Source organism: Candidatus Pelagibacter ubique HTCC8051 (assembly GCF_000472605.1).
In the GTDB taxonomy this organism is placed as follows: domain Bacteria; phylum Pseudomonadota; class Alphaproteobacteria; order Pelagibacterales; family Pelagibacteraceae; genus Pelagibacter; species Pelagibacter communis_B.
The window spans coordinates 257,790-270,636 of record NZ_KI421440.1; the positions used below are offsets into that span (position 1 = coordinate 257,790).

Here is a 12,847-nt window from a genome sequence, read left to right on the forward strand (position 1 = left end):
ATTAATGAAAATTGCTGTAATCGGATCAGGTATATCTGGATTAAGTTCTGCATATTATCTTTCAAAAAAACATAAAGTTGATCTTTTTGAAAAACAGGATCGCTTTGGTGGTCATTCATACACACTAGATGTTAAGTTTAATGATAACGAAAAAGTTGCTGTTGATATTGGTTTTATGGTTTTCAATAAAGTCACATATCCAAATTTAATAAATTTTTTTAAAGAGAATGAAATTGAAATTGAGAAAAGTGATATGTCATTCTCAGTTACTGTCAAAGATACAAATATTGAATATTGTGGCAAAGGTTTAAATGGCATTTTTTCAAATAGAGGAAATTTATTAAATATAAAATTTATAAAAATGTTTTTTGAAATTATTAGTTTTTATAAGAATTGTGAAAAATTAGATTCAAACTCATTAGATAAGATTACTTTAGGTGAGTACTTAAAAAAAATTGGAAAATCCAAATATTTTATTAATTATCATATTATACCTATGGTCTCAGCTATATGGTCTATGCCACCATATGAAGCCTCACAAATGCCACTAGTATTCTTTTTAAATTTTTTTAAAAATCATGGATTATTTAAACTTAAAAATAGACCACAATGGTTTACAGTTACCAATCGAAGTAAAACTTATGTTAGCAAAATACTTTCCAAAATTAGTGGCGAATATTTCAAGAATTATGAAATTAACAAAATTATAAGAAATAGTAATGGTGTTAAAATTTATTATGGTTCAGAAAGTGAATTTTTTACTTATGACAAAGTTGTTCTAGCATCACACGCGGATGAAAGTTTAAAAATTATTTCAGATATTTCAGATAAAGAGAAGAAGATTTTAAGTAATTTTAAATATAAACCAAATAAGGCTGTTGTACATTCTGACGAAAGCGTAATGCCAAAAAATAAAAATGCTTGGTGTTCATGGAATTCTTCATTAAGCCCTGATAATAATGAAAATTCATCAGTTACATATTGGCTTAATCAATTACAGAATTTAAAAATTGATAAAAACATCTTTTTAACCATAAACCCATTTTATGAAATAGATCAGAATAAAGTATTCAATGAAATTAGCTTTACTCACCCATATTATGATGAAAATGCATTACAAAATCAGTCTAATTTAAAATCAATTCAAAATGTTAATAATACTTTATTTACTGGAAGTTATTTTGGTTACGGATTTCACGAAGATGGAATAAAATCTTCTATAGAAATGCTTAAAACCTTAAATGATTAACTCAGCAATTTACAACGGACATGTAGTTCATAAAAGGTTTAAGCCTAAAGTTCACTATTTTAAATATAAAGTTTTTTCTCTGTTAATAGATCTTTCTGAATTAGAAATATTAGATAAAAAGGTTAATTTTTTTTCTTTCAATAAATTTAATTTAATAAGTTTTTATGAAAAAGATCATGGTGAAAGAGATGGTTCTTCACTTAAATTATGGGTAAAAAAAAATTTAGAAAAAAATAATATTCAAGTTAATAATATTAAAATAAAAATTTTATGTTATCCAAGAATTTTTGGATTTGTTTTTAATCCTTTAAGTGTTTTTTATGTTTATAATTCAAAGGATCAATTAATTTCAATTTTATATGAAGTTAAGAATACATTTGATGAACAGCATACATATATTTTTAAAGTAGCAAAAGACTCTAATTTGATACAAAACAACTGTACAAAAAAATTTCATGTATCACCATTTATTGAAATGAATTGTAATTATTTTTTTAGGTTATTAAAACCAGGAAATAAAATCTCAGTTGTAATTGATCAATACGATAATGAAGATAAAATCCTTTATGCTTCTCAAGATGGAGTTAGGAGTGATTTTAACACAAAATATTTAATTAAATCTTACTTAAAACACCCAATAATGACATTTAAAATTATTTTAGCGATACATTTTGAAGCGTTTAAATTATGGGCAAAAGGAATTAAGTTCATAAAAAAAAAAATTAAAATTAAAAATAATATAACAATTGAAAATTAATGATTTTACATAAAATTGCTGACAAAATTATTTTTAATATTCTTAAAAGAACAAGCATTGGTTATTTAGAGATCACCTCTATATCTGGCGAAGTTTTAAAATTTGGAAATCACGATGATAAGCTCAAAGCAGATTTGAAAATAAAATCTTCTGCTCTTAACTATAATTTGATTAAAGGTGGCAGTGTTGGGCTAGCAGAATGCTATATGAGAAATGAGTTTGAAACGAGTAATCTATCTAATCTGATTGAATTAGCAGCAAGAAATATTAATATTATTCATAAGTTTTCAGGAGTATTAGATTTAAAATTTTTAAACTTTATTAAAAATAAATTTGTTAAAAATACAAAAAGTAGAAGTAAGGAGAATATTGCAAAACACTATGATCTTGGAAATGATTTCTTTTCACTTTGGCTTGATAAGACACTCACTTATTCCAGTGCAATATTTGACGAGCAAAATAAAGATTTAGCTCAAGCTCAAAACAACAAATATCAAAGATTAATTAATTTAATTCAACCGAGTAGTGGAGATAAGGTTTTAGAGATAGGTTGTGGATGGGGTGGATTTGCTGAATATTTAGGTAAAAATTATGATGTTAAATTAGATTGTATTACTATTTCGAAAAAACAATTTGAATATGCAAAAGAGAGAATTCATAATTGTGGTCTTAATGAAAAAGTAAATATTGAAATTAAAGATTATAGGGATTTAAACAGTAAATATAATTCTATAGCATCTATTGAAATGATTGAAGCAGTTGGCCAAAATTATTTGGAAAGTTATTTTAAAACTATAAAAGATAATCTGTCTGATGGGGGTAAAGCTGCCATACAAGCCATTACAATCGATGATAGTCTTTACGATAGGTATAGAAATAAACAAGATTTTATTCAAAAATATATTTTTCCAGGTGGTTTTTTACCAAATAAAAATACCATCAATAAACTTGTATCCAAGAATGGACTTAGCGTGAATTCATATATTTCATATGCTGATCATTATGCAGATACACTTGCAATATGGAGAGAAGAATTTAATAAAAAGTGGAGTTTAATTAAAGATCAAGGATTTGATTTAACCTTCAAAAGAATGTGGGAATTTTATCTTTCATATTGTGAAGCAGGGTTTAAATCAAAAAATATTGACTTAATTCAATTTTCACTTCAGAACAAATAATGCAAAAAGGAGATACTAATGCGTCATATAAATATAATTAGATCTATTTTATTGATAATTTCAACATTCTTAATTACAAGTTGTTCAAATAATAGCGCTATGAAACCAGAAGATTTTAAAAATAAAGAGCCAAGATTAGTCATTGAGGAATATATGACAGGAAATGTAAAAGCTTGGGGTGTACTACAAAATAGATCTGGAAAAGTTACAAGACAGTTTTCTGCTGATTTAAATGGCTCATGGAACGGCAAACAATTAATCTTAAAAGAAAAATTTAATTGGGATGATGGTGAGGTTCAAGATAGAGAATGGACAATTAATAAAATAGATGAACATAATTATGAAGGTACAGCAGGTGATGTTGTTGGAAAAGCTAAAGGTTATTCCTATGGACCAGCTTTTAAATTTGAATATGTTTTATTAGTCCCAGTCAAAGGTAAAGAGATGAAAATTACATTTGATGATTGGATTTTTAAACAAGATGACAGAGTTGCAATTAATAGAGCTACTATGACAAAATTTGGATTTAAAGTTGCAGAGTTAACTGTTGTATTTGTTAAAGATTAATTATTTTTTTTGATATTTTGTCATTCTACCAATTAAACCAAAATAAACTTTACTTGGTAAAAAACTTAAAAGTTTTAAAGTAATTGTCAGTGCTTTTGGAAAATGTATTTCAAATATATTTTTGTTAATTAAACCATTATAAATTTGGTCAGCGGCATATTCTGGTGTTTTTAAAAATGGCATTTTAAAATCATTTTTATCTGTCATCGGTGTTTTAATAAAACCTGGAGAAACTAAGCAAACACGCACATTATATCTTTTAAAATCAAAATATAAACTTTCAGCTAAGTTGTTTAAAGCTGATTTAGATGGTCCGTATCCTGTTGAGTTTGGTAATCCTCTATAACCAGCTATAGATGAAACTATAGTAATTATGCCACTTTTTTTATTCCTGAAATATTCTTCAACAGCCTTGATACTGTTTACAGTTCCAAAAAAATTTACTTTAAACACATCTTCCATTTGTTCAATATCAATATCTTTTTCTTTTTTAGGATTCCATGTGCCAGTTGAAAAAAAACATATATCTATATTTTCAAACTTGTTTTTAATTTCATTAAATACTTCTTTGCATTTTAATTTATCCGTCACATCAAGAGGAAAAGCAGAAATATTTTCGTAAGTATTTGAAAGTTCGTTTAATAATTCTAATCTTCTTGCTGATACAGCTACATTCCAACCCTTACTTGCAAACTTAATTGCTAAAGATCTACCAATTCCAGTACTACCACCAGTTATCCAAATAGTTTTTTTGCTCATTTTTTGTTATGTATTATTAACATGATTAAAAATAAATTATTAACATTTATACTGTTTCTTCTCATTACTTTTTCTGCTTCCTTAATTGGAGGTTTAGCCACAATTAATTTTATGAATCCTTGGTATTCATTATTAAATAAGCCAATATTTAATCCACCTGATTGGGTGTTTGGTCCTGTTTGGACTATTTTGTACTTTATGATGACTATTTCGATATGGCTTTATTGGCACACTAGAAATAGAGAAATGAGTACAATTTACATCTATTTTATACACTTAGTTTTTAATGCAACTTGGAGTATAACTTTTTTTGCATTTCATAACATGATTTTGGCTTTAGTTGTATTAATCATATTAATCGCATTGATAATCAATCTCATTTTAAGTTTTAGACGCGTCAAGATGATTAGTGCTTATTTAATGATTCCATATTTACTTTGGTGTTGCTTTGCACTAACTCTAAATATTAGTTTAATAATTTTAAATTAATTATGGATGATGTTGTAGTAATTGGTGGTGGTATAATAGGTGCAGCTACAGCCTATTTTTTATCTAAGGAAGGTAGAAAAGTAAAAGTAATTGAAAGAGACCCAACTTATAAAACTGCTTCTTTTCCATTATCATTAGGTGGATTTAGAAGACAATTTTTTCAAAAAGAAAATATTTTACTTGGTAAGTTTGCTAGAGAGTTTATCTTTCAAATTCCAGATCTTTTAAAAACTGAAAAAAATCCTAACCCTACTGCAAGTATGGTCACCAATGGATATTTATTGATGTTTGGTCCTGAACATGCTGAAGAACAATATAGAGCTTTAGAAAATCATAAAGAGTGTGAAGCTGGAACAAAAAATATTAAAGGTTCAGAATTATCTAAAGTTTTTCCATATATAAATAGTGAAGGTATCGAAACAGCAACTTACACCGATAATCAAAGCGAAGGGTGGATTGATCCATTTATGTTTCATAGCGCTCTTAAAAGCAAGGCAATAGAACTTGGAGCTGAATTTATCAAAGGTGAAGTAAAAAGTATTTCTGAAATTAAAGCTAAAACAATAGTATCTGCAGCAGGATGTTGGACTAAAGAACTGTTAGAAGATATTCCAGTAGTTCCTCAAAAACATACTGTTTTCAGAGTTAAATGCCCAAAATATATAAAAGAAATGCCTTTATCAGGTGATTTAACAACGGGAGTTTATTGGAGACCAGAGGGTGGAGAGTACTTAGCAGGATCACCAAATTCAGTTTTTGATGCTACAGATTTAGAGCCAGCCTGGAATGATTTTGAAGAACTAGTATGGCCTGCATTAGCACAAAGAATACCAGCATTTGAAGAATTAAAACTTACTGGTGGTTGGGCAGGTTACTATGATTGTAATAAACTAGATAACAATGCAGTTGTAGGTAAGCATCCAAAGTTTGATAATGTTTATATGGCATCCGGTTTTACTGGCAGAGGTTTAATGCAAGCCCCAGGAATTGGTAGAGCATTAACTGAATTAATAACAACTGGATCGTACCAGACAATTGATATTAGTGATTTTGCAGTTGAAAGAGTGCTTGGAAATAGCGCCAGGCCTGAACCATACGTTTTATAGTTTAAGTACCACAAAAAGTTTGATATTTTTCTCCAGATATTGGGGCAGGGACTTGAAAATCTTCTATATTACCTTGTTTTACATAAGGTTTTTTTAAAATAGATAATAAATTATTCATTGGTTTAAGTTCATTGTTATTCGCAGCCTCTAAAGCTTCTTCTACTTTATGATTTCGAGGAATAACAATAGGGTTATTTTTTTTCATAAGTTCTAAAGAATTTTCTTGAGACCCACCATTGATCAAAATTCGTTTTTGCCAATTCTTAAACCAGTCTATAAAATTTTTATCTTTGTATACCTCATTTTTAATAGAATTAATGTTCATTAAATAACAAAACGTATTGGTATAATCAGCTTGATTTGTTTCCATCCAATTTAATAAATTATTAATTAGCTTTATATCGTTCTTATCTTCGCCAAATAAGCCAAGTTTATCCCTCATCATATTAAGCCATTTTAATTCATAAATATTTTGAAAATTATCAATAATTTCTGTCGCTATTTTAATTGCCGTATCTTCATTCTTGTCAATTAATGGTATCAAACATTCAGCTAATCTTGCTAAGTTCCATTTAGTAATAGGTGGCTGATTTGAAAAGGAATATCTTCCAAATTTATCTATTGAGCTAAAAACAGTTTTTGGATCGTAATGATCCATAAATGCACATGGACCATAATCAATAGTTTCACCTGATAAAGTCATATTATCAGTATTCATTACTCCATGAATGAAGCCTACTCGCATCCAATCAACAACAAGTTGGCATTGTTTTTCCATAACAAGATTTAAAAGATCTAATGCTTTATTGTTAGAAGATTGAATTTCTGGGTAATGCCTCTTAATTGTGTAATCTACTAATGTAATCAAATAATTTAGATTTTGTTTGGCTGCAATATATTGAAAAGTTCCAACTCTTATGTGACTTGAGGCTACTCTAGTTAATACCGCACCAGGTAATAAATTTTCTCTTATGACTTTTTCTCCAGTGCTAACCACAGCTAAACTTCTCGTGGTAGGAATTTTCAAAGCATGAATTGCTTCACTAATTATGTACTCTCTTAGCATTGGTCCTAAAACTGCACGACCATCACCATTTCTTGAAAAAGAAGTTCGACCAGAACCCTTGAACTGTATGTCAAAACGTTTGGTATTATTAACTAAATGTTCACCTAAAAGAACTGCTCTTCCATCTCCAAGCATAGTAAAATGTCCAAATTGATGTCCAGCATATGCTTGAGCAATTGTACTGGTATCACCTGGTAGAACGTTACCTGAAAATAGTTTTGCTAAATCTTTATTGTCTATTTTTGAAAAATCTAAGTTTAAATCTTCAGCTAATTCTTTATTTAAAATTACTAAATTTGGATCATGTACAGGAGTTGGTTTTATTTTTTCTATAAATGTTTTAGGTAATTTTGCATATGTATTATCAAAATGCCAACCAATGGTCATTTTAATTAATTAACTTCAGCTTGATGTTCTTTAGGTTTAACTTCTGTTTTAAACTGGTTTGAAATTTTTTGTACTTCTACTGATGACACCTTATATTCAGCACACATAGTTTCTTCATCTTTACCATGGCCAGTAACCATATTAACCATATGTTCTGGAAAGTGGAATGTTGTGAATACAATTCCTTCTTTAACTTTATCTGTCACTTCAACTTTTAAAGCAACCTCACCTCTTCCAGAGTATAGTCTTCCAATATCACCAGTATTAATATCTCTATGTTCTGCATCTTTAGGATGAATTAAAAGAACATCTTCATCAACAATATTGATGTTTTTTGTTCTCCTAGTCATTGTGGCCGCATTGTAATGCTGTAAAACTCTACTTGTTGTTAAGATCAAAGGATATTCTTTTTTATTTGTTTGTATTTCAGTAGACTCTTTCCAATCGAAATTTTTTAGTTGCCCTTTTCCCAATTTAAATGTTTCGGTATGAAGTATTTGCGTATCAGTTCCATCTTCTTGAACTGGCCATTGCAGACCAAGTTTACCAAGTCTCTCTCTTGTAACACCTTTGAAGAAAGGAACCACATCTGCTATTTCTTTTAGCATTTTGTCTGCATCATAAGTAGGTTGATCGAAACCTAATTTTTGCATCATATCTGTTACTATAACACCATCTGGTTTTGTACCTGGTAATGGTGGAACAGCTCTGTTAACTCTTTGAATTCTTCTTTCTGTATTTGTGAAAGTGCCATCTTTTTCAAGAAAAGTAGTTCCTGGCAATACAACAGTTGCAAGTTTTGCCGTTTCACTCATAAATATTTCTTGAACTACTAAAAGTTCTAATGAATTCATTGCTTCAACAACATGAGCGCTATTAGGATCTGTTTGAACAATATCTTCTCCAATAATCCACAAACCTTTTAATTCTTTATCAATTGCTGCCTCAAACATTTGTGGAATTTTTAAACCTGGTTTTGTTGGATGAGTTACACCATATTTCTCTGTATAAAATTTTTGATTTTTTTCATCAGCAACCTCGAAGTACCCAGCTCCTTGATGTGGTTGACAACCCATATCAGCTGCTCCTTGAACATTATTTTGTCCCCGAAGTGGATTTACACCTACACCTTTTCTTCCAATATTGCCTGTAATCATTGCAAGATCAGCAATTAACATAACAGTTTTGGATCCTTGTTCTTGTTCTGTAACTCCTAAACCATGAAATTCCATTGAGTTTTTGGCTGTTGCGTAAGCAATTGCTGCTTCTTTAACCATTTGTTTATCCACACCAGCGACATTTGCTAAATAATCTACGTCTTGTCTCTCAATTTCCTTAAGAAAATTATCAAATCCTTCAGTTCTGTCTCTTACGAAATCTGCATTATAGAGTTTTGATTTAACAATAAAATGTAACATCATATTTAAAACAGCTACGTTAGTGCCTGGTCTTAATTTTATGTGATAGTCTGCAAGTTTTGCTAACTCAGTAGTAACAGGATCAAGGACAATTAATTTTTTACCTTTCATAACTTGTTGTTTTATTTTTGCACCAGTTACTGGGTGTGCGTTTGTTGGATTTGCTCCAATCACTATAAAACAATCTGCATGGTAAATATCCTCAGTAGAATTTGTTGCGGCACCTGTTCCAAATGTTTGTTGCATTCCCCATGCTGTCGGTGAATGACAAATACGCGCACAACAATCAACACTGTTAGTTCCAACAGCAGCTCTAATCATCTTTTGAAATATATAGTTTTCTTCATTAGTACATCTAGCAGATGAAATTCCAGCAAATGCATCTGGACCATTATCATTTGTAATTCTATTCATTTCTTTTTTGATAAAATCATATGCTTCATCCCATGATGCTTCTTCAAATTTACCGTTTCTTTTAATTAATGGTGTTTTCAATCTATCTGGATGATCATAAAAACTAAATGCATATCTACCTTTAATACAAGTGTGTCCAGCATTTACTTCAGTTTCTTTTGGTGTGTCAATTGCCACAACTTTATCATCTTTAATTGATGCTTCTAAGTTACATCCAACACCACAATATGAACATGTTGTTCTAACTTTTTTATCTACAGCTGCAGATTTAGATTGAAATACATCAGAGATAGCATCTGTTGGGCAAGTATGTGCACAGGCTCCACAGGAAACACATGAACTATCACCAAACATCATATCATTGTCCGTTGTAATTTTTGATTCAAATCCTCTCCCACTCATTGTTAAAACAAATGATCCTTGTATTTCATCACATGCTCTAACGCATCTTCCACAATTAATACAATTATCTAAGTTCATTCTCATATAATCATGAGAAGTATCTCTTGGAATTCCTTTATGCTGTTTTGGACTGTTATATCTGTGATCTGAAATACCTAAATCATTAGCAACTGTTTGAAGTTCACAATTATTATTTACTTCACAACTATCACATTCCATAGGGTGATCTGTTAAAACTAATTCAACAATATTTTTTCTCAGACTTGTTATTGCTTCATTGGATGTAAATATATGTTGGTTTTCAGCAACTGGAGTATGACAGGAAGCAACCATTCTTGTTGGGCCATCTTTTTCCAAAGCGACTTCAACTGAACAAACTCTACACGCACCATAAGGAGCTAAATTTGGATCATCACAAAGAGTTGGAACTTTTTTTTCTCCAACATAGCTTTTAACAAATTTTAATATAGATGTGTGATTAGCACCAATTTCATATGGTTTACCATCGATGTAAGCTATTTTTCTTTTTTCAGAACTCATTAATTATCTTTCATCATATCATTTTTCATTTCGTCACCAAAGTACTTAAGAATATTCATTATTGGAGTAGGAATTGCTCCACAAAGAGCACATAAACAGCCTTTTTGCATTGTTACAAGCAATTCGTTTAGTAATTTAAGGGGTATTTTAGCAGTTCCTTTCCTTGCTTGGTCAAACATTTCTTTACCTCTGTATGAACCAAGTCTTCCGGGAAAGCATTTACCACACGATTCTTCTGCTGAAAATTCAAATAAATGATGAATATATTCAGACATTGAAAAATCTTTTGGAATACTGACAACACTTGCATGCCCTAACATAAAACCTTTAGCTGTAAATTCTTGAAAATCTAAATTTAAATTATCAATTTCACTTAATGGTACCACACCTCCTAGTGGACCACCAACTTGAAATGCTTTAACTGGTTCTTTATACCCTCCACCAATTTCATTAAATATTTTTTTCATAGGGGTTCCCATATCTATTTCGTAAACACCAGGATTGTTAAAAAAACTATCAAGACAAACAAGTTTAGTTCCTGCAGACTTTTTATTTCCTATTGCTGCAAATTTTTCTGGCCCATTTATTAAAATACCAGTTGCAGCAGCTAAGGTTTCAACATTGTTAACCACTGTAGGTTTTTTATATAAGCCTTCAGTTACTGGAAATGGAGGTCTAACATCTACTTCTGCACGTCTTCCTTCTATAGATGCAATCAAAGCTGTTTCTTCTCCACAAATGTAAGCACCTTGACCAATACAAATACCTAAATCAAAAGAAAAATCAGTTCCTAAAATATTATTGCCTAATAAATTTAATTTTTTTAACTCATTAATACAGCCATTGATGGCTTCTATAGATTTTGGATATTCTCCCCTTATGTATAAGACACCTTCATCACTTCCAATTACCATTCCACAAAGAACCATACCAAAGATAACTTTTAGTGGTTGATCTTCTAATAAGTATCTATCTGAAAATGCACCAGAGTCACCCTCGTCTGCATTACATAGTACATATTTTTTATCTCCTTTTGCTTTACTACAAAAATCCCATTTCATTCCAGTTGGAAAACCAGCACCACCTCTTCCTGTAAGATTAGAGTCTAGTAGAGATTTAATAATTTCTTGTTTATCAGTTTTTAAAAATTTATTTAATTGATTTTTAAATTGTTCAGTAGAAGATAATTTATCATCCATTAAAAAGCTTGTTGTGGCATAACTTTTTGAAAAAAATTTATCTTGTTTAATTTCTTCACCTTTTAAAATTTGATCAATTTTTTCAATGTCTTTACCTGCATAATTTTCACCATCATAATGAAAGGCATTATTTTCATAGCAATGTCCTAAGCAAAACATTTCTCCAACTTTATCATCACCCAATTTTTCTTTTAAAGTATCTTTTAATTTTTCTTGAGTTCCAGCACACATGCAAGCACTTCCATTACAAACAAACGCTTTTTTTTCTCTGTGTGAAGGTCTTAAAAATTCGTAGAAACTTTCAGCGCCATGAAGAGTGGAAACACCTAGGTTATACTCTTTAGCAATTTCTTTTATATCTTTTGGGGTATCACTTAGAGTATTTTCAGATATTTGCTTAAATAGGTTATCTTTTAAGCCAATTCTTCCTGATAAATTACTTATATTTTTTGACACAATTACCCTTTTTTTTTATTAGCTCACAATAACTTTTTTGTTATTTGTGTAAATATTAAAACTGTCCCTCTTTACGAAACCTATAAGGGTAATGTCAAATTTATTCGCCAAATCTATAGCAAGACTTGTTGGCGCACCAACACCAATCATTATTCCTATATCTGTCATTAAAACCTTTTGAACCAACTCAAAATTAAGTCTTCCAGAGCATGTTATGAATTGGGTTTTTGGGTCCAACTGGTTATTTTTTAACGCACAACCAACGAGTTTATCTAATGCATTATGTCTCCCAACATCTTCTCTAAGTTCTATTAATCTTCCGTTACTATCAAAAAGTCCACTTGCATGAATACCACCTGTTTTACTGAATTCCGATTGTGCTTCCCTCAAAGTATCTGGGCTTTGAATTATAATTTCTTTAGTGATTTTTGGTTCAGATGAATGTGTTTTATCTTTTTTTATAATTTCAAGTGCATCAAGAGATGACTTTCCACATACACCACATGATGAGTTTGTTAAAAAATCTCTTTTTATTTTTGTAATGTTTATATTTTCTGCATTTGTTAAAGTTGCTAATATTTTATTTTGAATATTATATTGACCAACTTTGTCTCCATAACTTTCAATAGCTTGAATATCATTTAGGCTTGTGATAATTTGTTCGTTAAACAAAAATCCTCTTACTAAATCTTTATCATGACCTGGTGTCCTCATTGTAATTGATAAGTTTTGTTTATTCCATTTATTCTCTAATTTATATTTTAACGAAATTTCAAGCGGCTCTTCGACAGATATTAAATCTTCAGTATCTCTAAAAATTTCCGAAGAAAATTTTAGAACCTTATATTTTGAATTCATAA

At 29.8% G+C, this 12,847-nt stretch carries 11 protein-coding genes; 6 read left to right on the forward strand and 5 right to left on the reverse strand.

Going from position 1 to position 12,847, the window contains the following annotated elements; genetic code table 11:
- Positions 1-4 precede the first annotated feature (4 nt).
- The 4 genes from F754_RS0101340 to F754_RS0101355 are packed head-to-tail and all read left to right on the forward strand — an operon-like array spanning position 5 to position 3,751.
- Positions 5-1,249 carry an FAD-dependent oxidoreductase gene (locus F754_RS0101340; protein ID WP_023648120.1) on the forward strand — a complete coding sequence of 415 codons (1,245 nt, stop codon included), beginning with the start codon at positions 5-7 and terminating at the stop codon, positions 1,247-1,249.
- Positions 1,242-2,006: a DUF1365 domain-containing protein gene (locus F754_RS0101345; protein ID WP_023648121.1), complete on the forward strand. Its 765-nt coding sequence runs from the start codon at positions 1,242-1,244 to the stop codon at positions 2,004-2,006. Before F754_RS0101340 ends, F754_RS0101345 begins: the two co-directional genes overlap by 8 nt.
- Positions 2,006-3,184, forward strand: coding sequence for a cyclopropane-fatty-acyl-phospholipid synthase family protein (locus F754_RS0101350; protein ID WP_023648122.1), 1,179 nt, complete (start codon positions 2,006-2,008; stop codon positions 3,182-3,184). The genes F754_RS0101345 and F754_RS0101350 overlap by 1 nt, the downstream gene beginning before the upstream one ends.
- Positions 3,185-3,202: 18 nt before the next feature.
- Positions 3,203-3,751 carry a DUF3833 domain-containing protein gene (locus F754_RS0101355; protein WP_023648123.1) on the forward strand — a complete coding sequence of 183 codons (549 nt, stop codon included), beginning with the start codon at positions 3,203-3,205 and terminating at the stop codon, positions 3,749-3,751.
- Here F754_RS0101355 and F754_RS0101360 read toward each other — a convergent pair whose 3' ends face one another.
- On the reverse strand, positions 3,752-4,510 hold the full coding sequence (locus F754_RS0101360; RefSeq protein WP_023648124.1) for an SDR family NAD(P)-dependent oxidoreductase: 759 nt from the start codon (positions 4,508-4,510) through the stop codon (positions 3,752-3,754).
- Between the two features lie 21 nt (positions 4,511-4,531).
- Between F754_RS0101360 and F754_RS0101365 the strand changes: the two genes are divergently transcribed.
- Together F754_RS0101365 and F754_RS0101370 are read left to right on the forward strand one after the other, a co-directional pair.
- Positions 4,532-4,999, forward strand: a complete 468-nt coding sequence (locus F754_RS0101365) for a tryptophan-rich sensory protein (RefSeq protein ID WP_023648125.1) — start codon at positions 4,532-4,534, stop codon at positions 4,997-4,999.
- 2 nt (positions 5,000-5,001) lie between these two features.
- Positions 5,002-6,105 (forward strand): FAD-binding oxidoreductase, encoded by a 1,104-nt coding sequence (locus tag F754_RS0101370; protein WP_023648126.1) that lies wholly within the window; start codon positions 5,002-5,004, stop codon positions 6,103-6,105.
- A gap of 1 nt (position 6,106) precedes the next feature.
- On the opposite strand, the gene F754_RS0101375 is transcribed toward F754_RS0101370, so the two are convergent.
- Genes F754_RS0101375 through fdhD form a run of 4 tightly spaced genes read right to left on the reverse strand, consistent with a single transcriptional unit; the run spans position 6,107 to position 12,845 of the window.
- The gene (locus F754_RS0101375; RefSeq protein WP_023648127.1) at positions 6,107-7,558 is read right to left on the reverse strand and encodes a YdiU family protein; all 1,452 of its coding nucleotides are present in this window, start codon (positions 7,556-7,558) and stop codon (positions 6,107-6,109) included.
- Between the two features lie 5 nt (positions 7,559-7,563).
- Positions 7,564-10,332: a formate dehydrogenase subunit alpha gene (fdhF, locus tag F754_RS0101380; protein WP_023648128.1), complete on the reverse strand. Its 2,769-nt coding sequence runs from the start codon at positions 10,330-10,332 to the stop codon at positions 7,564-7,566.
- Positions 10,332-11,987 carry an NAD(P)H-dependent oxidoreductase subunit E gene (locus tag F754_RS0101385; protein ID WP_023648129.1) on the reverse strand — a complete coding sequence of 552 codons (1,656 nt, stop codon included), beginning with the start codon at positions 11,985-11,987 and terminating at the stop codon, positions 10,332-10,334. The genes fdhF and F754_RS0101385 overlap by 1 nt, the downstream gene beginning before the upstream one ends.
- 18 nt (positions 11,988-12,005) lie before the next feature.
- On the reverse strand, positions 12,006-12,845 hold the full coding sequence (gene fdhD / locus F754_RS0101390) for a formate dehydrogenase accessory sulfurtransferase FdhD (RefSeq protein ID WP_023648130.1): 840 nt from the start codon (positions 12,843-12,845) through the stop codon (positions 12,006-12,008).
- Positions 12,846-12,847 lie beyond the last annotated feature (2 nt).